This window comes from Streptomyces sp. NPDC088246 (assembly GCF_044741025.1).
GTDB lineage: Bacteria > Actinomycetota > Actinomycetes > Streptomycetales > Streptomycetaceae > Streptomyces.
Window position 1 is genome coordinate 34,148 of the sequence record NZ_JBIURV010000002.1, and the last position, 24,626, is coordinate 58,773.

General features: G+C 70.4%; 20 protein-coding genes and 4 pseudogenes. 8 read left to right on the forward strand and 16 right to left on the reverse strand.

Annotated features, from left to right (window positions below):
• Positions 1-63: 63 nt before the first annotated feature.
• Together nusA and rimP are read right to left on the reverse strand one after the other, a co-directional pair.
• Positions 64-1,104, reverse strand: coding sequence for a transcription termination factor NusA (gene nusA, locus ACIPEK_RS02710; protein WP_093896129.1), 1,041 nt, complete (start codon positions 1,102-1,104; stop codon positions 64-66).
• A 2-nt stretch (positions 1,105-1,106) separates the two neighbouring features.
• Positions 1,107-1,604 (reverse strand): ribosome maturation factor RimP, encoded by a 498-nt coding sequence (gene rimP, locus ACIPEK_RS02715; RefSeq protein ID WP_401989847.1) that lies wholly within the window; start codon positions 1,602-1,604, stop codon positions 1,107-1,109.
• 176 nt (positions 1,605-1,780) lie between these two features.
• Between rimP and ACIPEK_RS02720 the strand changes: the two genes are divergently transcribed.
• From ACIPEK_RS02720 to ACIPEK_RS02730, 3 genes are read left to right on the forward strand one after another with little or no spacing between them, the layout of a single operon-like run.
• Complete coding sequence (locus tag ACIPEK_RS02720) at positions 1,781-2,308, forward strand: hypothetical protein (protein WP_401989849.1); 528 nt, start codon at positions 1,781-1,783, stop codon at positions 2,306-2,308.
• Positions 2,305-2,823: a ferritin-like domain-containing protein gene (locus ACIPEK_RS02725; RefSeq protein WP_401989851.1), complete on the forward strand. Its 519-nt coding sequence runs from the start codon at positions 2,305-2,307 to the stop codon at positions 2,821-2,823. The genes ACIPEK_RS02720 and ACIPEK_RS02725 overlap by 4 nt, the downstream gene beginning before the upstream one ends.
• A gap of 28 nt (positions 2,824-2,851) precedes the next feature.
• Positions 2,852-3,757 carry an aminoglycoside phosphotransferase family protein gene (locus ACIPEK_RS02730; protein ID WP_401989853.1) on the forward strand — a complete coding sequence of 302 codons (906 nt, stop codon included), beginning with the start codon at positions 2,852-2,854 and terminating at the stop codon, positions 3,755-3,757.
• Positions 3,758-3,819: 62 nt separating this feature from the next.
• On the opposite strand, the gene ACIPEK_RS02735 is transcribed toward ACIPEK_RS02730, so the two are convergent.
• The 9 genes from ACIPEK_RS02735 to ACIPEK_RS02775 form a co-directional block, all read right to left on the reverse strand.
• Positions 3,820-5,520: a proline--tRNA ligase gene (locus ACIPEK_RS02735; RefSeq protein ID WP_401989855.1), complete on the reverse strand. Its 1,701-nt coding sequence runs from the start codon at positions 5,518-5,520 to the stop codon at positions 3,820-3,822.
• Positions 5,521-5,600: 80 nt separating this feature from the next.
• On the reverse strand, positions 5,601-6,170 hold the full coding sequence (locus ACIPEK_RS02740) for a GNAT family N-acetyltransferase (RefSeq protein ID WP_383079553.1): 570 nt from the start codon (positions 6,168-6,170) through the stop codon (positions 5,601-5,603).
• Between the two features lie 64 nt (positions 6,171-6,234).
• The gene (locus ACIPEK_RS02745) at positions 6,235-7,080 is read right to left on the reverse strand and encodes a GNAT family N-acetyltransferase (RefSeq protein WP_401989857.1); all 846 of its coding nucleotides are present in this window, start codon (positions 7,078-7,080) and stop codon (positions 6,235-6,237) included.
• A 167-nt stretch (positions 7,081-7,247) separates the two neighbouring features.
• On the reverse strand, positions 7,248-8,402 hold the full coding sequence (gene ispG, locus ACIPEK_RS02750; RefSeq protein WP_401989859.1) for a flavodoxin-dependent (E)-4-hydroxy-3-methylbut-2-enyl-diphosphate synthase: 1,155 nt from the start codon (positions 8,400-8,402) through the stop codon (positions 7,248-7,250).
• A 181-nt stretch (positions 8,403-8,583) separates the two neighbouring features.
• Positions 8,584-9,894 carry a M50 family metallopeptidase gene (locus tag ACIPEK_RS02755; protein WP_383077381.1) on the reverse strand — a complete coding sequence of 437 codons (1,311 nt, stop codon included), beginning with the start codon at positions 9,892-9,894 and terminating at the stop codon, positions 8,584-8,586.
• Positions 9,891-11,153, reverse strand: a complete 1,263-nt coding sequence (gene dxr, locus ACIPEK_RS02760; protein WP_401990755.1) for a 1-deoxy-D-xylulose-5-phosphate reductoisomerase — start codon at positions 11,151-11,153, stop codon at positions 9,891-9,893. Before dxr ends, ACIPEK_RS02755 begins: the two co-directional genes overlap by 4 nt.
• Before the next feature lie 137 nt (positions 11,154-11,290).
• Complete coding sequence (locus ACIPEK_RS02765; RefSeq protein WP_401989861.1) at positions 11,291-11,920, reverse strand: hypothetical protein; 630 nt, start codon at positions 11,918-11,920, stop codon at positions 11,291-11,293.
• A gap of 34 nt (positions 11,921-11,954) precedes the next feature.
• Positions 11,955-13,202 carry a 3-phosphoshikimate 1-carboxyvinyltransferase gene (gene aroA / locus ACIPEK_RS02770; RefSeq protein ID WP_401989863.1) on the reverse strand — a complete coding sequence of 416 codons (1,248 nt, stop codon included), beginning with the start codon at positions 13,200-13,202 and terminating at the stop codon, positions 11,955-11,957.
• Between the two features lie 82 nt (positions 13,203-13,284).
• Positions 13,285-15,231, reverse strand: coding sequence for an acyl-CoA dehydrogenase family protein (locus ACIPEK_RS02775; RefSeq protein WP_401989865.1), 1,947 nt, complete (start codon positions 15,229-15,231; stop codon positions 13,285-13,287).
• A 776-nt stretch (positions 15,232-16,007) separates the two neighbouring features.
• Here ACIPEK_RS02775 and ACIPEK_RS02780 point away from each other — a divergent pair.
• Positions 16,008-17,162 (forward strand): PP2C family protein-serine/threonine phosphatase, encoded by a 1,155-nt coding sequence (locus ACIPEK_RS02780; protein ID WP_401989867.1) that lies wholly within the window; start codon positions 16,008-16,010, stop codon positions 17,160-17,162.
• A gap of 47 nt (positions 17,163-17,209) precedes the next feature.
• Here the strand turns inward: ACIPEK_RS02780 and ACIPEK_RS02785 are convergent, their stop codons facing one another.
• Entirely contained in the window at positions 17,210-17,506 is a 297-nt protein-coding gene (locus ACIPEK_RS02785; RefSeq protein WP_401990826.1) for a hypothetical protein, read from the reverse strand.
• A gap of 277 nt (positions 17,507-17,783) precedes the next feature.
• Between ACIPEK_RS02785 and ACIPEK_RS02790 the strand changes: the two are divergent.
• A pseudogene (locus ACIPEK_RS02790) lies at positions 17,784-18,252 on the forward strand (FAD-dependent monooxygenase); the annotation flags it as partial.
• 29 nt (positions 18,253-18,281) lie between these two features.
• On the opposite strand, the pseudogene ACIPEK_RS02795 reads toward ACIPEK_RS02790, so the two are convergent.
• Positions 18,282-18,440: pseudogene (locus ACIPEK_RS02795) on the reverse strand (N-acetylmuramoyl-L-alanine amidase); the annotation flags it as partial.
• A gap of 165 nt (positions 18,441-18,605) precedes the next feature.
• Between ACIPEK_RS02795 and ACIPEK_RS02800 the strand changes: the two are divergent.
• On the forward strand, positions 18,606-19,241 hold the full coding sequence (locus ACIPEK_RS02800; RefSeq protein WP_401989869.1) for a GNAT family N-acetyltransferase: 636 nt from the start codon (positions 18,606-18,608) through the stop codon (positions 19,239-19,241).
• 227 nt (positions 19,242-19,468) lie between these two features.
• Here the strand turns inward: ACIPEK_RS02800 and ACIPEK_RS02805 are convergent, their stop codons facing one another.
• Positions 19,469-20,410: an N-acetylmuramoyl-L-alanine amidase gene (locus ACIPEK_RS02805; RefSeq protein ID WP_401989871.1), complete on the reverse strand. Its 942-nt coding sequence runs from the start codon at positions 20,408-20,410 to the stop codon at positions 19,469-19,471.
• 210 nt (positions 20,411-20,620) lie between these two features.
• Here ACIPEK_RS02805 and ACIPEK_RS02810 point away from each other — a divergent pair.
• A pseudogene (locus tag ACIPEK_RS02810) lies at positions 20,621-20,752 on the forward strand (helix-turn-helix domain-containing protein); the annotation flags it as partial.
• 85 nt (positions 20,753-20,837) lie between these two features.
• Positions 20,838-21,173: pseudogene (locus ACIPEK_RS02815) on the forward strand (transposase); the annotation flags it as partial.
• Between the two features lie 186 nt (positions 21,174-21,359).
• Here ACIPEK_RS02815 and ACIPEK_RS02820 read toward each other — a convergent pair.
• Positions 21,360-22,805: an aldehyde dehydrogenase family protein gene (locus tag ACIPEK_RS02820; RefSeq protein WP_401989873.1), complete on the reverse strand. Its 1,446-nt coding sequence runs from the start codon at positions 22,803-22,805 to the stop codon at positions 21,360-21,362.
• A gap of 210 nt (positions 22,806-23,015) precedes the next feature.
• On the reverse strand, positions 23,016-24,602 hold the full coding sequence (locus ACIPEK_RS02825; protein WP_401989875.1) for a PucR family transcriptional regulator: 1,587 nt from the start codon (positions 24,600-24,602) through the stop codon (positions 23,016-23,018).
• Between the last annotated feature and the right edge of the window lie 24 nt (positions 24,603-24,626).

Sequence of the window (24,626 nt, forward strand, 5' to 3'; positions counted from 1 at the left end):
CACCCCTTCCGGGGCGGCGCCAGGAGTCCGGCGCGGGCCGCAGCCCGGCGACCGCCGGGTCGGTCAGCGGCGCTCCGAACGCTCGCGGGCCCGCTCGGCCCGCTCCCGGTCGGCGACGTCGCGCTCGGCGTCGGTCTCGGTGTCCGGACGGATGTCGATGCGCCAGCCGGTGAGGCGGGCGGCGAGGCGGGCATTCTGCCCCTCCTTGCCGATCGCGAGCGACAGCTGGTAGTCCGGAACGGTGACCCGGGCGGACCGTGCGCCGAGGTCCACGACCTCGACCTGGCTCACCCGCGCGGGCGACAGGGCGTTGGCGACCATCTCGGCCGGGTCGTCCGACCAGTCCACGATGTCGATCTTCTCACCGTGCAGCTCGGCCATGACATTGCGCACCCGGCCGCCCATCGGGCCGATGCAGGCACCCTTGGCATTCAGCCCGGAACGGGTCGAACGGACCGCGATCTTGGTGCGGTGACCCGCCTCGCGGGCGATCGCGCAGATCTCGACGGAACCGTCCGCGATCTCCGGGACCTCCAGCGCGAAGAGCTTCTTCACCAGGTTGGGGTGGGTCCGCGACAGCGTCACGGACGGACCGCGCACGCCCTTGGCGACCCGGACGACATACGTACGCAGACGCAGGCCGTGGGTGTACTCCTCACCCGGCACCTGCTCCTGCACCGGCAGGATCGCTTCCAGCTTGCCGATGTCGACCAGGACGTTCTTCGGGTCCTTGCCCTGCTGGACGACGCCGGTGACGACATCGCCCTCGTGGCCCGCGTACTCGCCGAACGTCCTGTCGTCCTCGGCGTCGCGCAGTCGCTGCAGGATGACCTGCTTGGCGGTGGTCGCGGCGATCCGGCCGAAGCCGGACGGGGTGTCGTCGAACTCCTTGGCCTCCTGGCCCGGTTCGAGGTCGGCCGGGTCCTCCTTCGCCCACACCGTCACATGGCCGCGCTCGTCGAGCTTCACGCGCGCGCGGCGGTAGCTGCCGTCCGTACGGTGGTAGGCGATGAGGAGGGCCGACTCGATCGCCTCGACGAGCACGTCGAAGGGGATCTCCTTGTCCTGTGCCAAGCCCTTCAAGAGCTTCACATCGATGTCCACGGCTACGCCTCCTCTTCCTTCTTGTCCTTGCGGCTGAATTCGATCTCCACGCGCGCCTTGGTGATCTCGTCGAAGGCGACCCGGCGGGACGTGGGCCTGCGGCCCTTGACGCCCGGCACTTCGAGGTCGAGTCCTTCTTCGTCCACGGCGAGGATGCGAGCCACCAGCTCGCCTCCCTCGCGCAGGTGCAGCTTGGCCAGGCGGCCCGTGGCACGTACGTAGTGGCGGTGCTCCGTCAGCGGACGGTCGGCACCGGGCGAACTGACTTCGAGGACGTACTCGCCCTCGCCCATCGCGTCGGTCTCGTCGAGCTTCTCGGAGATCGCGCGGCTCAGCTCGGCGCAGGTGTCGAGCTCCACGCCTTCTTCGGAGTCCACGGTGATCCGCAGCACCCGGCGGCGGCCCGCCCGGGACACCTCGATCTCTTCGAGATCCAGCTGCTCGGCGCTGACGAGCGGTTCGAGCAGTCCGCGCAGCCTCTCGCTCTGGGTGGTGCTCATCCGGGTGACTCCTCGGCCGCGTGTGCTGTTGTGGGGATCTCGCGTGTCAGGTCAAAGGGTATCCGGTCCCGAGGGGTGTTGCCGTCCGCCTGCTCCGCTGCCGCGGGTACGCTCGCCTGCGGTGATCACTTCAGGACAGATCCAGTCAAGACAGGTCCAAGCCCGAAGGAGAACAAGTGCGGCGCACGGGGACGACGCGCAGAGGTGCGCTCACCGCGACGGGGGCGATCGTCATGGCGGCGGTGCTGGCCGGCTGCGGCGACGGGACCGGGCCCCGGAAGGGCTCCGCACGGGCCGACGCGGCGACCGCGGCCGAGCAGGCCGCCGCCGCACGGGCGGAGAAGACGCTCCGGGCGGGTGCCGCGCGTACCAGCAGGGAACTGCTCGCCCGGTACGAACAGGTGGTCAGGGCCTATCCGGCGACCGCCGCCGGGCTCTCGCCGCTGCGGGACGCCGTACGGGCCCATGCCCAGGCGCTGGTGCCTGATGGCGGCAAGACGCTCGTGTTCTCGCGGACACGCGCGACCGACGCCGAGGCCGCCCTCAAGGAGCTGGCCGCGGCGGAGCGCCGCACCGCGGACGCCCACACGGCGGCGCTGCTGAAAGCCCCGCCGGAGCTGGCCCGGCTGCTGGCGTCGATCGCGGCGGCCGGCGCGGCCCATGCTTATCTGCTGACCGAACTGGCCAAGGAGACCTCGTCATGAGCGCCGGGACACAGAAGGCGGCTCAGGCGGCCCTGGCCGCCGAACACGCGGCGGTGTACGGGTACGGGGTGGTCGGCGGCCGGGTCGCCGACGGCCGACGGGCCGAGGCCACTGCGGCCTACCACGCGCACCGGGCCCGGCGCGATGCGCTGGCACGGACCGTGCGTGACCTGGGCGGTGAACCTGTGGCGGCTCAGGCCGCGTACGCTCTGCCGTTCGCGGTGCCGGACCCGGCTGCGGCGGTGCGACTGGCCGCCCTGCTGGAGGACCGGGTCGCGGACGTGTACTCCGATCTCGTACGGGCCGCCGCGGGTCCGCTCAGGCGGGAGGCCGCGGATGCGCTGCGGGAGGCCGCGGTGCGTGCGGTCCGCTGGCGGGGCAGCGGCGTAACCTTTCCCGGGCTCGCCGAGCGGACCGCCGACGGGACCCGCGCGACGGCAGGGACCAACGCGAACGCCGGGTCCGACACGATCCACGGGACCGATGTGACGAATGGGACCGGCGCGACGCACTGAAGAAGCTCTGAAAGGGAACAAAGCACGTATGGGTTTCGAACCGCCGCAGCGTCTGGTGCGAGCGCTCGGCGAGTCGTACGGGGATGCGGCCGCCGCCGACTGGCTCGCGCGGCTTCCCGCGCTGGCCGAGGAAGCGCTGTCCTCGACCGGGCAGCAGCTGACCGTGGAACGGGTCGCCGCCCCCGGGGGCCGCAGCAGTCTGGTCCTGCTGGTGACATGCTCCGACGGCACCCCGGCCGCGCTGAAGATCGCTCCGTCCGGGGCCGCGCCCGAGCTGGAGCAAGCGGCGCTCGCTCACTGGAACGGCTGGGGCGCGGTGCAACTCCTCAACGGCGGCCCCGGCGCACTGCTGCTCGAACGACTGCATCCCGAGGTGTCGCTGCGCTCACTGCCGGAGGCGAAGGCGCTGCTGGAGGCGGCGGGGACGGTGCGCCGGCTCTGGGTCGAGCCGCCGGCCGGCCATGGATTCGAGACGGTCGCCGAGCGGACCGGGCGCCGTGCGGAGCCGATGCGCGCCTACGCCGCGGCCGACCCGAGCCTGGAGCCGCTGGTCACCGCGGCGCTCGCGGCGCGTGAGGAGCTTGTCGCCCACTCCCCCGAACTCCTGCTGCTGCACGGCAATTTCCGCCAGAGCAAGGTGCTCGCGGGCGAGCGGGTGCCCTGGCTGACGGTCGGACCGGAGCCGCTGGTCGGTGAGCGGGCCTACGATCTGGCGCGCCTGGTGCGTGACCGCGTCGAGGATCTGATCGCCTCCCCCGGCGGCCCGGTGACGGCCCGTCGGCGGATCAAGAAACTCGCCGATTCGCTGGACGTGGACCGGGAGCGGCTGCACGGCTGGACGCTGTTCCGCGCGGTGGAGTCGGGAACCCGGGCCCTGGCGGTCGGCCGTCGCCAGGAGGGCGAGCTGACGCTGGAGTTCGCGGGCTGGCTGTGAATGTCCTCGCAAAGCCGTAGGCCCCCGCGATGCGCGGGGGTCTACGGCTTTGCGTTGCGGTGTCAGCCCTGAACGGTCAAGCGGGCGATCGCCTCGTCGACCGTGAGCTCCTCGCGCTCGCCCGTACGGCGGTCCTTGAGCTCCAGGACGCCCTCTGCCGAGCGGCGGCCGGCGACCAGGATCTTCGGAATGCCGATCAGCTCGGCGTCGGTGAACTTCACACCGGGCGAGACGCCCGCGCGGTCGTCGACCATGACCCGCACACCGGCGGCGGCGAGCTTCTCGGCGACGTCGAGGGCCAGCTCCGTCTGGAGCGCCTTGCCCGCCGCGACGACATGGACATCGGCCGGGGCGATCTCGCGGGGCCAGCACAGCCCCTGCTCGTCGGCGGTCTGCTCGGCGAGCGCGGCGACGGCGCGGGAGACGCCGATGCCGTAGGAGCCCATGGTGACCCGGACCGGCTTGCCGTTCTGGCCGAGCACATCGAGCTGGAAGGCGTCCGCGAACTTGCGGCCCAGCTGGAAGATGTGGCCGATCTCGATGGCGCGGTCCAGCTTGAGGCCGGTGCCGCACTTGGGGCACGGGTCGCCCGCCTCGACGACGACGACGTCCAGGTAGTCGTCGACCTCGAAGTCACGGCCGGCGACGACGTTCTTCGCGTGGGTGCCGGGCTTGTTCGCGCCGGTGATCCAGGCGGTGCCGGCGGCAATGCGCGGGTCGGCGATGTAGCGGACCTTCTCCAGACCCTGCGGGCCGACGTAACCGCGTACCAGGTCGGCGCGGCCCTCGAAGTCCTCCGCGGTGACCAGTTCGACGACAGCGGGGGCAAGGTGCTCGCCGAGCTTGCCGAGGTCGACCTCGCGGTCGCCGGGCACGCCCACGGCGACGATCTCGCCGTCGACCTTGACCAGCAGGTTCTTCAGGGTCGCGGAGGCCGGGACGCCCAGGTGCGCGGCGAGCGTCTCGATGGTCGGGGTGTCGGGGGTGTCCAGCTCCTCGACGGGGCCGTGCGCCGAGCCTTCCACGGGGGCGGCCCTGAAGGTCACGGCCTCGGTGTTGGCGGCGTAGTCGCAGGCGGGACAGTCGGCGAAGGTGTCCTCACCGGCCGGGGCGGGGGCCAGGAACTCCTCGGAGGCCGAGCCGCCCATCGCACCGGAGACGGCGGAGACGATGCGGTGGTCGAGGCCGAGCCGCTCGAAGATCCGGATATAGGCGGCGCGGTGCAGCTGGTACGCCTCGACGAGCCCCTCGTCCGTGGTGTCGAAGGAGTACGAGTCCTTCATCTGGAACTCGCGGCCGCGCAGCACACCGGCGCGCGGGCGGGCCTCGTCCCGGTACTTGGTCTGGATCTGGTACAGGATCACGGGCAGGTCCTTGTAGGACGTGATCTGATCCTTGACGACCTGGGTGAAGATCTCTTCGTGGGTGGGGCCCAGGAGGTACTCGGCGCCCTTGCGGTCCTTGAGCTTGAAGAGCAGATCGCCGTACTCGTGGTAGCGGCCGCTGGCGTCGTACGACTCCTTGGGGAGCAGCGCGGGCAGCAGCACTTCCTGGCCGCCGATGGCGTCCATCTCCTCGCGCACGACGCGGGTGATGTTCTCCAGGACCTTCTTGCCGAGCGGCAGCCAGGTCCAGATTCCGGCCGCCGTGCGACGTACGTATCCGGCCCGGACGAGCAGCTTGTGGTTGAGCGTCTCGGCGTCCGCCGGGTCGTCGCGCAGTGTCTTGATCATCAATCGGGACATGCGCTGGACCTGGGCCATGATGAACTCCTGCTCGGAAGGGTGATGTGCAGGAGGTTAGCCGGGTGGTACGGGTGGGCGGAAATCGATTGGCTTCCGTCCTAGCCCTTGCGACGCAGCGGAAGCGGGGCTCCCATCACCGCGTATGGCTTGGGAGCGCTGGGAAAGAGCACCTGCCGGGCCAGGTCCTGGTAGCCGAGACTGCGATAGAGACCACGTGCCGGGCTCTCCGTGTCGATCGCGGAGAGGATGGACCGGGGCTGGTCGACGGCGTCCGTGATGGCGGTGATCAGCGCGCGGCCGATGCCGCGGTTCTGGAACTTCGGCAGGACGTGCAGCTCGGTGATGACGAACGAGTCGTCGAGCCAGTGCGCCGAGCCGGTGGCGCGGAGGTAGGGCTCGACGACGGTGGACCACCACTGGCCGCGTTCGTTCGGCATGCCGTAGACGAAGCCGACGAGCCTGCCGCCCGGGGTGGTGGCGCCCAGCGCGCGGGCGCAGGGGTGGTCGAGGTGTCTGAGGACGATGTGGCGCCGTACCTCGATCTCTTCCGGTCCCAGGCCGAAGGCGACAGCCTGCACCGCGAGCGCCTCGTCCACGCGCGCGGCGAGATCGATCGGTCCGATCCGGACGCTGGGTGTGTGGGGGCCGTCCCCGGAAACTGCTGCCATGCGCCGACCCTACTGGCCCGGGTGGGGTGGGTGGTACGGGTCGGTGGCACCGGCCGCCGGCCGGTCAGAACAGCACGCTCATGAACGCGCCGGCCTCGCGGAAGCCGACCCTGGTGTAGGCCTTGCGCGCAGGGGTGTTGTAGTCGTTCACGTACAGGCTGACGACGGGTGCGACATCGGCCAGTGCGTAGCGCAGGACCGCCGCCATGCCGGTCTCGGAGAGTCCTCGGCCGCGGTGTTCGGGGGCGACCCAGACACCCTGGATCTGGCAGGCCTGCGAGGTGGCCGCGCCGATCTCCGCCTTGAAGACGACCCGGCCGTCCTCGATCCGGGCGAACGAGCGGCCGGCGCCGATGAGCTCGGCGACGCGTGCCTGGTAGAGGAGTCCGCCGTCGCCCGCGAGCGGGGAAATGCCGACCTCCTCGGTGAACATCGCCACGCAGGCCGGCATCAGGACGTCCATCTCGTCCTTGCGGATCCGGCGGACCAGGGGGTCGGGTGCGACCTCTGCGGACGGGCTCTCGGTGATCATGAGCGGCTGATGGGCCCGGACCTCGCGGGCGGGGCCCCAGCCGGGTTCGAGGAGCCGCCACAGCTGGGTGGTGGGCTCTGCGGGGCCGACGATCGAGGAGCAGCGTCGGCCGACCCGGCGGGCCCGGTCGGCGAAGGCCCTGACAGATTCGGGGGTGGCACAGATCGGTACGAGGTTGGCGCCCGAGTAGCACAGCGAGCGCAGCCGTCCATCGGCGTACCAGCCCCACATCTCGCCGCCGAGGCGCCAGGGATCGAGACCTGCGATCTGGACCCGGGACGTCACGAAGGCATTGGCCACGGGTTCGCTCTCCAGGATGGCGAGAGCGGCGCCGAGGTCGCTGGGTTCGAGGACCCGGGTGGTGGTCTGCGTCAACACGAGGGGGCCTCACCATGCGGTCTGCTGATTTCCGCACTGTACCCAAAGAGGCTCATCGGCGCCGCCCGTGCCCGGGAACAGCGGCCGCGGTGGTCCATGAGGTCGCTCACGGCCGCGCCCCGCCGGGCGGTGTTCGTCCGGCGGGGCGCGGTGGTGCGAGTTCTGGTTCAGCTGATGGAGACCTGGGGCTCGCCCGAGGCGATGCCGTCCTTCTCCATCTGCTCCGCGATCTTCAGAGCTTCTTCGATCAGCGTCTCGACGATCTTCGACTCGGGCACGGTCTTGATGACCTCGCCCTTCACGAAGATCTGCCCCTTGCCGTTCCCGGAAGCGACACCCAGGTCCGCCTCACGGGCCTCACCCGGACCGTTGACGACACAGCCCATCACGGCCACCCGCAACGGCACCTCCATGCCCTCAAGACCCGCACTGACCTGATCCGCCAGCTTGTACACATCCACCTGCGCCCGGCCGCACGACGGACACGACACGATCTCCAGCCGCCGCTGCTTCAGATTCAGCGACTCCAGAATCTGCAGCCCGACCTTGACCTCCTCGGCCGGCGGCGCCGACAGCGACACCCGGATCGTGTCCCCGATCCCCTCGCTCAGCAGCGCACCGAACGCCACCGCCGACTTGATCGTCCCCTGGAACGCCGGCCCCGCCTCCGTCACCCCCAGATGCAGCGGATAATCGCACTGCGCCGCCAGCTGACGGTACGCATTGACCATCACCACCGGATCGTTGTGCTTCACCGAGATCTTGATGTCCCGGAAACCGTGCTCCTCGAAGAGCGACGCCTCCCACAACGCCGACTCCACCAACGCCTCCGGAGTCGCCTTCCCGTACTTCTTCAGCAGCCGCGCATCCAGCGAACCGGCATTCACACCGATCCGGATCGGCGTACCCGCATCCTTCGCGGCCCGCGCGATCTCCTTCACCTTGTCGTCGAACTGCTTGATGTTCCCCGGATTCACCCGCACCGCCGCACAGCCCGCATCAATCGCCGCGAACACATACTTCGGCTGGAAATGAATGTCCGCGATCACCGGAATCTGCGACTTCCTCGCGATCGTCGCCAGCGCGTCCGCATCGTCCTGCGTCGGACACGCCACCCGCACGATCTGACAGCCCGACGCCGTCAGCTCCGCGATCTGCTGCAACGTCGCACCGATGTCCGACGTACGCGTCGTGGTCATCGACTGCACCGACACCGGCGCATCCCCGCCGACCGCAACCGACCCGACCTGGATCTGGCGGCTGACCCTCCGGTCGGCGAGCTTGGTCGGAACGGACGGCATTCCGAGAGAAATCGCAGTCATGCGCTGAGCATCCCCAAGGTGTGGATCAAGGTCCCGAGATCGGCGGGCTCCAGGTTTCGAGGTTACGGCACCGGCGACACCCCGGAGCACACCGCGTCCGGGAGCGCCGCGCAACGCGGCGGGCCCGTACACACGCTGTGTGCCGGGCCGTCACCCATGGTTCACCGGGCCGGTCGGGAGATCAGGAGATCTTGACCGGGTTGACGATGTCGGCCACCAGCACCAGCAGTGTGAAGCAGATGAATACACCTGCGACGACATAGGCGACCGGCATCAGTTTGGCCACGTCGAAGGGGCCCGGGTCGGGGCGCCTGAAGACCCGGGCCACATTGCGGCGCAGGGCCTCCCAGAGCGCTCCGGCGATGTGCCCGCCGTCGAGCGGCAGCAGGGGCAGCATGTTGAAGAGGAACAGCGAGAGATTGAAGCCGGCCAGCAGGAACAGCATCATCGCGATCTGGTTCGTCGCCGGGACGTCGAGCGTCATCACCTCGCCGCCGATCCTGGCCGCACCGACCACGCCGACCGGGGAGTCCGCTGCGCGCTCACCGTCGCCGAAGGCCGCGCTCCACAGGTCCGGGATCTTGGAGGGCAGGGCGATGATCGAGTCGACGCCGTTCTCGATCATGTCTCCCATGCGGACGACCGAGTCGCCGAAGGAGAGCGGAACGATCTCGGTCTGGGCGGCGAAGCCGAGGTAGCCGGCCGTCACGTACTGACCGGGGACCACCTCTCCCTTGGAGTCCTTCTTCGCCACCGCGTTCTTCTTCAGCACCGCGTGGAGGGTCTGCTCCTGGCCGTCGCGCTGGACCGTGATCGTGGCGGGGCCGATGGTGTCGCGGATCTTGTCGGAGAGCGTGGCCCAGTCGTCGACCTTCTGGCCGTCGAAGGCGACGATCTTGTCGCCCTTCTTGAGTCCTGCGGCCTGTGCGGGCGAGACCGGGTCGGACTTCTTGCAGGTGTCGCGGTTCGTGCTCTGGGCGATCACGCACTTCTGGACACCCGCCACCTCGGTGGTCTGGGTCTGGAACCCGAAGGTCATCGCCACACCGAGGAAGATCGCGACGGCGAGGACCAGGTTCATGAACGGTCCGGCGAACATCACGATGATGCGCTTCCACGGCTTGCGCGTGTAGAAGAGCCGCTTCTCGTCACCTGGTTCGAGCTCTTCGAAGGCCGCGGACCTGGCGTCCTCGATCATGCCGCGCCACGGCGACGTGGAACGCGCCTCCAGGCGCCCGTCCGGACCCGGCGGGAACATGCCGATCATGCGGATGTAGCCGCCGGCCGGAATGGCCTTGATCCCGTACTCGGTGTCGCCCTTCTTCCGCGACCAGACCGTCGGTCCGAAGCCGACCATGTACTGGGGGACGCGGATGCCGAAGAGCTTCGCGGTCGACAGGTGCCCCAGCTCGTGCCAGGCGATCGAGAACAGCAGCCCGATGACGAAGACGACGATGCCCAGAATCGTCAACAGGACCGTCGTAATACTCATGCGCGCGCCTCCGCTGTCGCTTTCGCCGAGAGTTCACGGGCCCGGGCGCGTGCCCAGGTCTCCGCTTCGAGGACGTCTGCGACCGTGAGCGAAGTTCCCGTGGCGGGGGTGCCGTGTTCGGCCACCACCGCCGTGACCGTATCCATGATTCCGTTGAACGGCAGCCGTCCTGCCAGGAATGCGTCGACGCATTCCTCGTTCGCGGCGTTGAACACGGCCGGGGCGGTGGCGCCGAGCGTGCCCACGTGCCTGGCCAGTCCCACGGACGGGAAGGCCTCGTTGTCGAGGGGGAAGAACTCCCAGCTGGACGCCTTCGACCAGTCGAAGGCCGGTGCGGCGTCCGGGATGCGCTGGGGCCAGCCGAGGCCGATGGCGATCGGCCCCCTCATGTCCGGGGGTGTGGCCTGGGCGAGGGTGGAGCCGTCGGTGAACTCCACCATGGAGTGAACGTACGACTGGGGGTGGACCACGACCTCGATCCGGTCGAACGGAATGTCGTAGAGGAGATGCGCCTCGATGACTTCCAGTCCCTTGTTGACCAGGGTGGCGGAGTTGATCGTGATGACCGGTCCCATGGCCCAGGTCGGGTGCGCGAGGGCCTCGTCGCGGGTGACGCTCACGAGCTCGCTCCTGGTTCGTCCCCGGAAGGGGCCGCCGGACGCTGTGACGACGAGCTTGCGTACATCGGCCCTGGTCCCGGCGGCGAGCGCCTGGAAGAGGGCGGCGTGCTCGGAGTCGACGGGGATGATCTGGCCGGGCTCGGCCAGCGCCTTGACCAGCGGGCCGCCGACGATCAGCGACTCCTTGTTGGCCAGGGCGAGCGTGCGGCCCGCTTCGAGTGCGGCGAGCGTGGGGGCGAGACCGATCGATCCGGTGATTCCGTTGAGCACGGTGTGACAGTCGCCGGCGGCGAGCTGGGCGGCGGCCTCGGGCCCTGCCAGGATCTCGGGAAGCGGCTCGCCGGTCCCGTACTGCTCGCGCAGCGCCTCACGGAGGGCCGGTACGGCGTCCGGTGCGGCGACGGCCACGGTACGCACCCGCAGCTGCCGCGCCTGCTCGGCAAGGAGTGCGACCCGGCCGCCCGCGGCGGAGAGCGCGGTGACACGGAAGCGGTCGGGGTTGCGCAGCACCAGGTCGATGGCCTGGGTGCCGATGGAGCCGGTGGAGCCGAGGATGACGAGATCCCGGGGACCTTCCGTGGCATCGAAGACGACGTGCGGGTCGGCGAGGGGGGCAGGGCTGTCGCTCATGCCCCCCATTGTTGCCGCATCGGCTGTGAGTGTGGACAGTGCGTCCCCCGCGCCGGGCCGGCGCGGTCGGCCCGGCGCCGATCTCAGCCGTCCTGGCGCGGAACCGCCCACCGGGCCGCCGTGATCCGTGGAGTCGCCGGGGGCGGTCATTTCGACATGGGGTGAGCGCACAGGGTCTTCTTCTCCGCGCTGTACTCCAGGTACAGCAGCCAGTCCTTGCCCCAGCACTTGTCCCCGTCGGAGATCCAGTACTCGGCCTCGGGGGAACTGCAGCCGACCTCTTCGAGGTCCTGCTCGGGCCATTTCGCATGGTTGCGGATGCAGTCACCGGCGGTGAACGTGGGCTGGGTGTGCGGAATCAGCTTCGGGACCACGACCGCGCCCAGGGCCACGGCCAGGGCGGCCATGATGACCAGCGCGGGCGGCCGGGCCAGGACCCGGCGCCCCGGGGCGAGTTGGGGCCGCAGATTGCCCACCGGGTGAGGCAGGGCGCGGATCCGGGAGCGGGCGCCGATGTTCATCACCATCGTGACCGGTGCGGCGAACACCGACAGCAGACCCCACCAGCCCTGCCAGAGGGTCGCCGAGGTCATCCTGCGGTACGTGGCCGTTCCGCAGGTCCGGCAGAAGGTGCCCTCCTCGGTCAGGAAGCGCAGTGTGACGACGAGCCCGCGGTGTCCACGCACCACGGCGTGGACCGCCGGTATCGCGCCGCAGATGTGGCACGACGCAACGGATCCGTAGGAGGTCGGCGGGTGGTGGGGCGGCGTGGACATGAGAACTCCCGGAGACGGCGTGGGCCCGGGAACCCTAACGGTTCGTGAGTTCCGCGAACCCCGCGAAGGCCTCGTGGAACCCGGGAAACGTCTTCCGTACGCAACCGGGGTCGTCGAACGTGATGCCGGGCACCCGCAGGCCGGCGACGGCGAACGACATGACGATGCGGTGGTCGCCGTGGGTGGTGATCTCGGTGGGGCGGGGTGTGCCGGGGTGGATCTCGATCCAGTCCCGGCCCGTCTTGACCGTGATGCCCATCCGCCTGAGGTTCTGGGCGCAGGCCTCCAGCCGGTCGCACTCCTTCACCCGGGTGTTGCCCACGTCCTCGATGCGCACCGGCCCAGAGGCGAAGGGGGCGATCGCCGCCAGCGTCGGCATGGTGTCGGAGATGTCGCGCATGTTGACGGTGAGGCCCGCGAGGGTGCCACTGGAGCGGACGGTGGTGGCTTCGGCGGTGGTGTGCACCTCGGCACCCATGCGGCGCAGCACATCGACGAACCGGAGGTCGCCCTGGAGTGCGTCCGTGCCCAGGCCGGGGACGGTGATCTCACGGCCGGTGAGGGCCGCCGCGGCGAAGAAGTAACTCGCGGTGGAGGCGTCGGGCTCGATGGCGTAGGTGGTGGCCCGGTAGCCGCCGGGTGGCACGGTGAAGACGTTGTTGTCGTGGCCGCCGCGGGTCACCTCGACACCGAAGCTGCGCATCATCGCGAGGGTGATCTCGATGTACGGGGCGGAGACCAGGTCGGTGACGTTGATCCGGAGCCCCTGAGCGGTCAGCGGTCCGAGCATCAGGAGCGCGGTGAGGTACTGGGAGGACTCCCCCGCGTCCAGGGTGAGTTCGCCGCCCCTGATGCCGGATGCGCTGATCCGCAGCGGGTGGTGGCCCTCGGCCGCGTCGTGGCGCAGGTCGACACCGAGCGTGCGCAGGGCCTCGGTGAGCGGGGCGAGGGGGCGGCGGCGCATCTGGGCCGAGGCGTCGAAGCGGTACGTACCGGAGGCGGCGGCCGCGGCGAGGGTCGGCAGGAAGCGTGCCGTGGTGGCGCCGTCGCGGCAGTAGACGTCGGCGTCGGTGACGGCGGGGCCGGAGGGGCGGCCCTCGATGTGCCAGCGGTCCGCTTCCTGCCCGACGCGGTAGCCGAGGCGCGTGAGGCCCTCGGCGAACCCTTCGGTGTCGTCGGAGCGCAGGGGCCGTACGAGGGTGCTGGTGCCGTTCGCGGCGGCGGCCAGGAACAGGGCACGCGCGGTGACGGACTTGGAGCCGGGGATGTGGATGACGGTCACGGGCCGTCATCCTGCCGTACCCCGCACGGCCGGGCGGGGTACGTCCGGTGAGTGGACGTGCACCCGCCCGGCGGTCCGCGGTTCAGCGAACGGGGCGGTGGACGTTGTCCCGGACGGACGGCCCGGGAGTGGCGTCGGCGATCCACGGGCCTTCGCCGCTCGGATCGATGATGCCTTCCTCCAGCCACGTGTACGCGCCGGACAGGACGCCGTCGACCACGCGCCGGTCCAGGTCGTCGGTGTTGGACCACAGGCGGGTGAAGAGTTCCTCGACCCGGACGCGGGACTGGCGGCAGAAGGTGTCGGCGAGCCGGTAGGCCTCGCGGCCGTGGTCGTCGGAGGAGCGCAGCAGTTCGGCACGGACGCAGGCGGCGCTCATCGCGAAGAGTTCCGCGCCGATGTCGACGATCCTGCCGAGGAAGCCCTGCTTGGTCTCCATCCGGCCCTGCCAGCGCGACATGGCGTAGAAGGTGGAGCGCGCGAGCTTGCGGGCGGAGCGTTCGACGTAGCGCAGATGGGTGGACAGGTCCGGGTGTCCAGGTGGGTTGAATTCCCCGTACGTACGAGGGAGTTGTCCTGGCCCTGCGACGAGCTTGGGCAGCCAGCGGGCGTAGAAGCCGGCTGCGTTCGCGCCCGCTTTCGCCTTGGCGGAAAGGGGTTTGTCGGGGTCGATGATGTCCCCCGCGACCTTCAGATGGGCGTCGACGGCCTCACGGGCGATCAGCAGATGCATGATCTCGGTGGAGCCCTCGAAGATCCGGTTGATCCGCAGATCGCGCAGGAGCTGTTCGGCAGGGACGGCCCGTTCGCCGCGGGCGGCGAGGGACGCGGCTGTCTCGAAGCCCCGGCCGCCCCGGATCTGGACCAGTTCGTCGGCCATCAGACAGCCCATCTCGGAGCCGTACAGCTTGGCCAGGGCCGCTTCGATCCGGATGTCGTTGCGGTTCTCGTCCGCCATCTGGGAGGAGAGGTCGACCACCGCTTCGAGCGCGAAGGTGGTTGCGGCGATGAAGGAGATCTTGGCGCCGACAGCCTCGTGCCGGGCGACCGGCCTGCCCCACTGCTCACGGACCGCCGACCACTCGCGGGCGATCTTCAGACACCACTTCCCGGCGCCGACGCACATGGCGGGCAGGGAGAGCCGTCCCGTGTTGAGCGTGGTGAGGGCGATCTTGAGCCCTGCGCCTTCGGGGCCGATGCGGTTCGCGGCCGGGACCCGGACCCGGTGGAAGCGGGTGACGCCGTTCTCGAGGCCGCGCAGGCCCATGAAGGCGTTACGGTTCTCGACGGTGATGCCCGGGGAGTCCGCCTCGACGACGAAGGCCGTGATGCCGCCCTTGTGGCCTTCCGACTTCGGGACGCGGGCCATCACGACGAGGAGGTCGGCGACGACACCGTTCGTCGTCCACAGCTTCACGCCGTCGAGGATGTAGTCCGGTCCCTCCGGAACCGCCGAGGTGGCGAGCCTGGCCGGGTCGGAGCCGACGTCCGGTTCGGTGAGCAGGAACGCCGAGATGTCGGTGCTGGCCAACCGGGGCAGGAAGGTGTCCTTCTGTTCCTGGCTGCCGAAGAGTTTCAGCGGCTGCGGTACGCCGATGGACTGGTGGGCGGAGAGCAGTGCACCGATCGCGGGGCTGGCGGAGCCGACCAGGGCGAGGGCCTTGTTGTAGTAGACCTGGGTGAGGCCGAGGCCGCCGTACTTCGGGTCGATCTTCATCCCGAGCGCGCCGAGTTCCTTGAGGCCGTTGATCACCTCGTCGGGAATCCTCGCCTCACGCTCGATGAGGGCGCTGTCGATCCTGGTTTCGCAGAAGTCGCGCAGCCGGGCGAGGAACGCCTCGCCGCGCCGGACGTCGTCCGCGGCCGGCAGCGGATGCGGATGGATCAGGTCGAGCCGGAAGCGCCCGAGGAAGAGTTCCTTGGCGAAACTGGGCTTGTGCCAGTCCTGTTCGCGCGCGGCCTCGGCCACTTGGCGCGCTTCACGCTCGGTGACCTTGGGCGTGTTCTTCGGAGCGGATGGTGCGGACATGAGGAGCTCACCTCGCCGCTGTGTGGGGTGGGCGGAAGCGGCTGGTCCGCGCGGAGCGCGCACGGGCGCCTGCCGAGCTGTACCAACCGGTGCTACTTGTCCTGATGTACCCGATTACCGGCACTCCCACCATCCCCCGGACGCCGATCGGGTCGGGAGCCACTCCACTGGCCAGCCTCGCAGTGACACGGCGGCCGGGCCGTGAGCGGGGGAAGCAGAAACGGCCGGAGCCCCCGCACAGTGGGCCCCCACAACACCCTGACCTGCGGTTCCCCTCTGCCCTGCACGAATGCTCAGCGCTTCGGCCTGTATCGCGGCCCGTCCCGGCCCGCTTTGAGCCGCTTCGGCTCGCCGCCATGTCCCGCGGGAACACCTCACGGGAACCGCGCACACGAAGTAGTCCTGACCTGCGGGTACGCGTGCGCGTCCGCGCTGGTGCGGCCATGACCACACGGGTGCGGCCACACGATGGTCATGGCCTGACCAGGCAGGACCGGGGCACGATCCCGACATACACGGTCTTCCACCCGGTCCCGGCGGGCCAATGCCGCGCGAAGGTCCTGACATGCCATTGGCTGGAGCAATGGCCGGTCCGAAGCGTTGCAGGGCAGCAGGATGGACGTCTTGACCACGTCATGTGCCAGGAGTCCCGCGTGTACAGGCTGTTTGAGTGGAGCCGCCAGGAGCACCGTCCGCATGCAGGCCCACGCGGCGGCTCCGTCCTGCGACTGGGCAGCGTCCGTGCTCGCGCCGCTCGCTCTGCGACGGAGTGAGCAGTGAGGTGGCCGGGCCGCCCCGCGGCGGCGAGGGACTGGGCAGCGCGGCCCGGCGATGGGGGCCCGCAGGTGCCGGCCGCGCCCGCATGGATGCGCTGGCTGCCCGCCTTCTATATCGCGGGCATCCTGGTGCTCGAACCCCTCACGCCCGTGCAGTGGCCGGTGAGCTTCCTGCTCATCGCCCTCCCCGTGATCGCCGCCTTCGCCCACGGCCCCGCTGCCGTCGCCGGCGTCACCGTGTTCGCGATCGCCTTCGAAGGAGTCCTGGCCGGCACCCCGTGCTGCGCGGGCCGCCCGGTGAGCTACGTGTGGGAGCGCCACTACGTGGCCACCTACCTGAGCACCGCTGTGGTCGGCGTCCTCGGAACAATCCTGGCTGCCCACCGCGTGCGCCGGGAACGCACCCTCGCCAACGTGCGCTTCGTGGCCGAGATCGCGCAGCGTGTCCTGCTCAGCCCGGTCCCTCACCGCATCGGCCCCATTCTGGTCGAAGCCCTCTACCTGTCCGCCGCCGCGGAAGCACGCATCGGCGGTGACCTGTATGAGGCCGTCCCCACCACGTACGGACTCCGCCTTGTCATCGGCGACGTCCGCGGCAAGGGACTCCTCGCCGTCGAGACGGCCGCCACGCTCCTCGGCGCCTTTCGCGAGGCCGCCCACGACGAACCCGACCTCGCCGCCGTTGCCCGCCGGGCGGAGACGAGCATGAATCGCAGGGCCGCCCGCCTGGCCGGAAACGACGTGGGCGAGCGCTTCGTCACCGCTGTCTTCGCGGAGATCCCTCACCGTCACGTGGTCCGCATCGTCAACTGCGGCCATCCCCCGCCCCTCCTCATCCGCTCCGACGGGGTCACCGAGCTGGAGACGGCCGACCCCGCACCGCCCCTCAACCTGGGCATGCTCCTCACGGAGGCCTACCGGGTCGACGAGTACCCCTTCGGTCCCGGCGACCAGCTGCTGCTCTACACCGACGGCGTCACCGAAGCACGCGACCACACCGGGGCCTTCTACCCCCTCCCCCAGCGTGTCCTCTCCTGGGGTCCTCTCCAGCCCCGGGAACTCCTAGACCGCCTCCACCACGATCTCCTCATCTACAGCAACAACCACCTCCACGACGACACCGCGGCCCTCGCCATCTACCACCTGCCCGACTAGGTAGAAGTGCCCTGAAGATCTTGAAATCCCGCCCGCCTTGCACCGGTTCACACCGATTGATATTTTCCGGCGATCCGGTGCGAACGTGACAGCGAGAGCAAGAACGCAAGACGCGCCGCCGGATCTGCAGCACGGTATACCGGCACCCGGCAGGCCCAGGCGTGCGCAGACTCGGGGACATGGCCGCAGGCGACGAGCCAGACGGCCCAGGCTGCTGCGTCGAGCCAGGACGCGCCGAGCGGCATCCACCCCAGTCCACGCATCGCCGCAGCGGCCAACCGGATGCAGAAGCGTCGAAAGCCATGCAGCCAGTCGATGGAGCGCGCCTTCGGCGAGTACGGCAAGGCCCCGACGGTATACGGAACTGCTGCGTCGGCACCTCGCCCGAAGTGAGCACCCCGCTCGTCGCGGGGCGGGCAAGTGCAGGACCGTGAGCAGCAAGTCGTGGACGAGTCCAGCGTACGGGCGGGATCGGACAACTCCCGTGAGACGGCGCCTCCTTCCTGCCCTGGACGACAGTGTGGGCCGTCCGTCAGGCCAAGGAGACAGTTGCCCCGCCCGCACCCCGGCCATTGCCGGCCTCGGGTACGGGCGCGCCCCGCCCGCAGCTGGTCGGCGCGTCGTCGGCGATTCCGCAACTGGCACGACCCGCTCCCCGCCCTGCTCGACGCGACCCGGCCCGCCGCCGTGCTGCACCACGACATCAACGAACTCCGCACGCCGCTCCCCTCGTACACGGTCGGCCGGATCGCACTGCTCGGCGACGCGGCACACGCAATGACTCCCAACCTCGGACAGGGTGCCTGCCAGGCGCTGGAGGACGCGGTCACCCTGGCCGCCGCGCTCGCCACCGGCCCCACCGTCGAAGCCGGGCTCGCCCGGTACGACGCCGAACGCCGAGCGCGCAGCCAGGCAGTCGCTCGGGCCGCCCTGCAGGCCGGGCGGCTGGGCGGCTGGGCGGCTGGGCCAGCAGCTCTCCCACCCACTGGCCGTCGCCCTGCGCAACACGGCGATGAGGCTGACACCCTCCCGCGCCGCAATGCGCATGATCCTTCGGCACCACGACTGGGCCCCACCACAGCTGAGCTGACCGCACCCACGCCCCGCCGGACACCTTCTGAGCGGGAGGTCGGGCCACGGGTCCTTGCCGTCGCCGAGGTCCTCGCACTCAAAACCGTAGAAGCGCCGGTTCCCGTCGGTGTTCGCCTCGTTGTCCGGCGGCAGGCGCTTTTCGGCGATGACCGCCTGGAGCACGTCGCCGCCACCGAGGCCGGCTTCTGGTCTCCCTGCATGCAAAGCGCCGACCGTGCTGCCGATCCCGGTCGCGGCTGACGTGTCAACCTGCGGCGTTCACCAGAAGGGTGCCGCCACTGCATACGGAGATGTAACGTGCACACCGGGCAAGTAACTATTACTCAACTGCTGGTGGCACGGGAGGATTTGATGGTTGCGGAGTTAGTCGAGACCTGGGTGGCGGGCTGGGCCGTATCGCGGCGGACGCCGCCGCCGGTCGAGATGCCCTGGGGGTTCTACATCGCGGTGGCCGACAGCCCGGATGAAGTGGGACGCCATGTCCTGCCCGAGGCCGATGAGTTGCGGGTCCGCAGCGCCTCCGCCTCGGTGGCCGTGCCGCGGACCTGGATGAAGATGCCCGTGGAGCCAGAGGTGACCGAGCCGTGGCTGTCCCCCGGGTGGGTGGTGGCGTATGAGGAGACCGGACACCTGATGGTCACCGACCTCATGGCCGCCCATCGGGTCGAGCCAGAGGGATACACCGTGACGGTGGAGACCGTCGGAGCCGTCGTCTTCGCGCGGGTGCTGGACGCGGCGGGCGAGCAGGCGGCCCAGGGGCAGATGGCGGTGCTCGGGGATGCGGCAGTCGTGGACCGAGTGCGGACCGAGGATGCCCACCGTCGGCGCGGGCTGGGGCAGTTGGTGATGCGCACGCTCGCCGACCATGCCCTGAAGGAGGGCGCCGGCCTCGGAGTCCTCGGCGCGACCGCCGCCGGGCGCGCGCTGTACGAGACGCTGGGCTGGAAGAAGCACGCGACCATGGCGGAGTGCGTCTACCGGCCCTGAAGCCCGAAGCGTCAGCCGCCCTCGGGCCAGATTCTCCCGGACGCGGTGATCGCGGTAAGGACGGTGAGGAGTGCGGCGCTGCCGGCGAGCGAGAGCCCCTGGCCTCAGTCGACGTCGAGGACACCGGTGGTGTCGAGGCCGAGCGTTGCGATGAAGGTCTTCGCGTCGGTTCCGCACAGTGCGCCCCGCCGTCGCGATCCAGAACGTGGCAGTGGAGATCGACGCCATCAGGTCTCCCTGGTGTTGATGTCGACGTCGATGACGGCCCGCTCGATCGCGGCCTCCACCGCGGCGACGACGGTCTCGGTGTCGGCGCCCGTGCCGACCTGACCGGCGAGCGCGGTGATCGCGGCGGTCTGGGCAGCCATCCGCTTGTCCATGGAACGGATGCGGGCCTGCATGTCCTTCAAGATGGACTGCGGCTGCCACGTGGGGTTCGTCCCGTGGTCTGCCGCGTCCGTCGGGCCGCCGATCGCATCGGTCTTCCAGACGGCGTCGAAAATGTCGCGCTTGGTGATCCCTGCCATGGGGTCCTCCTCATTCGGGTTCCAGCTCGCGGGGTGCTTGAGCCGCTCAGCCACATCGGCGCGGAGCTCGGCCATGGTGAAACCACGGGGGTCGACCTTGTCGTTCGACCACTCCAGGTGGCCGATCACAGACTTCGCCGACCAGCCGTGCGCCCGGCACAACGCCGCCTGCACCCGGACGATCGCGTCGTACTGCGCCTTGGGCCAGGGGTCCTTGCCGTCGCCGAGGTTCTCGCACTCCCAGCCGTAGAAGCGCGCGTTGCCGTCGGTTCCGTTCGCATTGCCCTTCGTGGGCGGGGTCGGCCGGCTGCCGTACGACTCGGCGATCACCTGCTCCAGAACGCGCGGGTCACCGCCGCCCGCGTGATTCGCGCGGCCCCAGCCGACCAGGTGCACCCGGCCGTCCTTCGCGACCATCCCGTGACACAGCGGACCGGGCAGGGACGCGTACCCGTCCCGGACCATGGCCACGGTCGCCGCGGTCCCCGTCGTGACCGTGTGGTGCACCATGCTGCCGTTGACCGGACCCCATGCACCCTTCGAGTTCCGGTTGTGCGTACGCCAGTTGCCGACCTCGACCACGCGCACTCCCTCGGCACGCAAAGCGGATATGACCTGAGCAGCAGACATCGGGTTTGCCATGCGATTTCCCTATCCTGCGGTATGGACGACGCTGCGGAACATTCCCCTGGTAACCGTTCTGCCCCTCGTCGGTTCCTTCTACCTTCTCCACCCCGACATACGGACCCCGCCACATGGAATCCGCAGCGGTGGCCGTGCACTTCGTGCCCGCCGGTGGTGCGCGTCCACGTGATCCGCGTCGGCTTCACTGTCAGCGCGTAGCCGGTGCTGATGTCCGCCCAGGGGCGGACGGTCAAGGACATCACCACGCTGATGCAGGTTGGCGAGGACCACGTCCGCGATGTCATCCACGCCTTCAACGAGCAGGGGTTCGACGCGCTGGACCCGAGATGGAGTGAGGGACGCCCCAAGACCCCGCCCGCCGACGGGCGGGTGATATGCGTCGACGAGTTCGGACCGCTGAACCTGATGCCCCCACAAGGGCAAGGTGCGGGAACCGGCAAGGCGTCCGCGCAGGCTGCGGGCCACCTACAACCGCTACGGCGGCGTGCGGCACATGCTCGCCGCCCTCCATCCGGCCACCGGCAAGCTGTGCTGCCGCATCCGCCCGGGCAAACGGTGGCGGGAGTTCCTCGGCCTCCTCAAGGCCCTGCGCACCGGCTGGCCTGGGGAGAAGCTGTACCTGGTACTGGGCAACTTCCCCCCGCACAAGCACGCCAAGGTCCGCGCCCGGGCTGCGGACGACGACATCGAGCTGGTCTTCCTGCCGACGTACAGCTCCTCGCCGAACCGGATCGAGGCCGAGTTCGCGGCCCTGCGCTACTTCGCCCTCAACGGCACCGACCGTCGCAGCCACGCCGAGCAGAACGCGGCCATCGCCGCCTACGTACGCAGGAACGGCCGGAGCCCCCGCACAGTGGGCTCCGGCCGTTCATCTGCCGCCTGCTGTCGTGCTGTCCAGGCGGATCACAGGCGACGCTGGTGGATCGGTTCGATCCTGTTCATGGACCTACAGGGCGAGGCCGGTGAGGACCAGCACGCGCTCGTAGGTGTAGTCGTCCATGGCGTAGCGGACACCCTCACGGCCGACGCCGGACTGCTTGGCGCCGCCGTACGGCATCTGGTCCGCGCGGTAGGAGGGGACGTCGCCGATGATCACGCCGCCGACCTCGAGGGCGCGGTGGGCACGGAAGGCGGTCTGCAGGTCGTGCGTGAACACGCCTGCCTGCAGGCCGTACTTGGAGGAGTTGACCGCTGCGAACGCCTCGGCCTCGCCGTCCACCTTCTGCACGGACAGCACCGGTCCGAAGACCTCCTCGCAGGAGAGGGTGACGTTGTCCGGGAGTTCGGCGAGCACGGTCGGCGCGTAGGTGGCACCGTCCCGCTTGCCGCCGGTGAGCAGCTGGGCGCCGGCCTCCACGGCCTCGTCGACCCAGGACTCGACGCGCTTGGCGGCGTCCTCACTGACCAGCGGGCCGACATCGGTGGCGGCGTCGGACGGGTCGCCGGTGACCTGGGCCTCGACGGCCGCGACGATCTTCGGGAGGAGCCGGTCGTAGACCGCGGCGTCCGCGATGACGCGCTGCACCGAGATGCAGGACTGGCCGCCCTGGTAGTTGGAGAAGGTCGCGATACGGGTCGCGGCCCAGTCCAGGTCCTCGTCGGAGGCGTAGTCGCCGAGGACGACCGCAGCGCCGTTGCCGCCGAGCTCCAGGGTGCAGTGCTTGCGCGGCACCGACTCCATGATCGAGTAGCCGACGGGGCCGGAACCTGTGAAGGAGATGACCGGCAGGCGCTCGTCCTGGACCAGGGCGGGCATCCGGTCGTTGGGGACCGTCAGCACGGACCACGAACCGGCCGGCAGATCGGTCTCGGCCAGCAGCTCACCCAGGATCAGAGACGAGATCGGGGTGGCCGGGGCGGGCTTCAGGATGATCGGGGCACCGACGGCGATGGCCGGGGCGACCTTGTGGGCGCTCAGGTTCAGCGGGAAGTTGAAGGGTGCGATGCCGAGGACCGTGCCGCGCGGGAAGCGACGGGTCAGGCCGAGGCGGCCGGTGCCACCGGCGTCGGTGTCGAGGCGCTGCGCGTCACCGCCGTTGAAGCGGCGGGCCTCCTCGGAGGCGAACCGGAACACGGAGACGGCACGGCCGACCTCGCCGCGCGCCCACTTGATCGGCTTGCCGTTCTCGGCGGAGATCAGCTGGGCGATCTCCTCCGTGCGCTCCACCAGGCGCCGTACGACGTGATCGAGCGCGGCGGCCCGTACGTGGGCCGGGGTCGCGGCGAACTCCTCGCGCACGGCGTGCGCGGCCGCGACGGCCTCCTCGATCTGCGCGTCGGTCGGCACGCTGACGGTGCCGACGAGACGGCCGTCCCAGGGGTTGGTGACGTCGAAGCTGTCCTCGCCGGTGGCCTGGCGGCCGGCGAGCCAGAAGGCGTGGGTGGAAGTCATGGAGGTTCCGGCCCTTCGGAGTCGTGGGGTGTGCTGCCCCCACCGTAGGGCCGTGCGGCCGACCTGGCGTTTGTCCGGTGTGGAGCAGAGCGCGGCGGGTGCACGCCGATTTGTCGGATGCGTCGGCGTGAGCAGGGGTACATGGCCTTCCGGCACCGGCTACGGCGTCGGCGGGGGAGCTCGTTGCCCTTCCGCCGACGACGTCAACAGCTACGGCTCCGGCGTCGACGGGGAACTCGTGGCCTTCAGCGCCAGCCACAGCTCCATCCGGACGTCCGGATCGTCCAGTGAGCGGCCCAGGATCTCCTCCACCCGGCGCATCCGGTAGCGCAGGGTGTGGCGGTGCACGCCCAGGTCCGCCGCTGCCGCGTCCCACTGGCCGTGGTGGGAGAGCCAGGCCCGCAGCGAGGCGACCAGGTCGCCGCGGCCCTTGGCATCGTGTTCGTGCAGGGCGCGGAGCATTCCGTCGGCGAAGGCCCGTACGGCGTCGTCCGCCAGCAGCGGCAGCACCGAGCCGGTCGCCAGCTCCTCGTGCTCGACCAGCACCCTGCCCCGGCGGCGGGCCACCGACAGGGCCTGCTCCGCCTGCTTGTACGCGGCGGAGACTGCGATGGGGCCCGCTGGCGCGGACAGGCCGACGACCACCTGGCCCTCCTCCGCCGTCGCCGGTTCGCGCGGGGGCCGCGCCTCCTGGGCCTCCTGCGCCTCCGCGTACGCCGCACAGGCCGCGACCGCCGCTCCGCCGTCCGCGGCCAGGACGACGAGCCGTTCGCCCTCGGGCACGGCCAGCAGGGCCTCTCCGGTCCGGAAGGCCGCCGCCTCCATCGCCTCGCCGAGCGGGGCCGGTGTCGAGGGGGCGGACGCCTCCGCGATGAGCAGCCGGAACGGGGCGTCGAGCAGCCCGCCGTACAGATCCCCGGCGACGGCCCGTGCGTGGTCCGGCTGGCCGGCGAGCAGCATGCGCAGCACCGCCGCGCCCAGTCGCTGCTCCGCGCCCTGGAGGGACCGGGAGCGGGCGGTGGTCAGGGTCAGCAGCGCGACCGCCGAGTGCACGGCGTACCGCTCGGCGGTGCCCAGTGCCGCGCCGGTACCGACGGCCAGCGCGCCCCGGACCCGGCGGCCGGTGCCCAGGGACTGGAGCTCGACCCGGTCGTCGGTGCCGCCGACGACCATGCTGGCCGGGGCGGGGCGCTCCCGCAGCCGTTCCACATCGGGGGTGAGCCGGGCGGCCCGTCGGGCGGCCCAGTCGGGGGCCGCGGCGACGACCGCGCCGGAGGCGTCGTACAGCGCCGCCCAGCCATCGACGTGCGCGGCGAGACGGTTGAGGATTTCGCCGGGGCCGTCGCCCGCGAGTGCGGCCTTCGTCAGCTCCCGCTGGGCCTCGAACCCCGCTGTCACCGCCCGGTACTGATCTGCGGCGATCTCCGACGACACGGCCTTGGCGATGGCGAGGAACGGGGTGCGGCGCGGCACTTCGAGAAGCGGCAGTCCCGTTTCCTCGGCGGCGTCGATCAGCGCCTGCGGTACGTCGTCGTAGTGGACGCCGACGGCGAAGCCCAGCCCGACGACTCCGGCCCCGGCCAGCCGCCGCACGTACCGGCGCATCGCCTCGGGATTCCCGGCGTCGAGGTTGGTGGCGGTGACGAGCAGGAGCTCACCGCCCTCCATGTACGGGACGGGGTCGGTCAGCTCGCTGGCGTGCGCCCAGCGGACGGGCGCGTCGAGCCGGTCCGCCCCCGCACGCACCGTGAGTTTGAGCGCCGAATGCTGGACGAGCGAGGCGAGAGTGGGGGGCATGGGGACCGCGGGACCTCAGGGAGT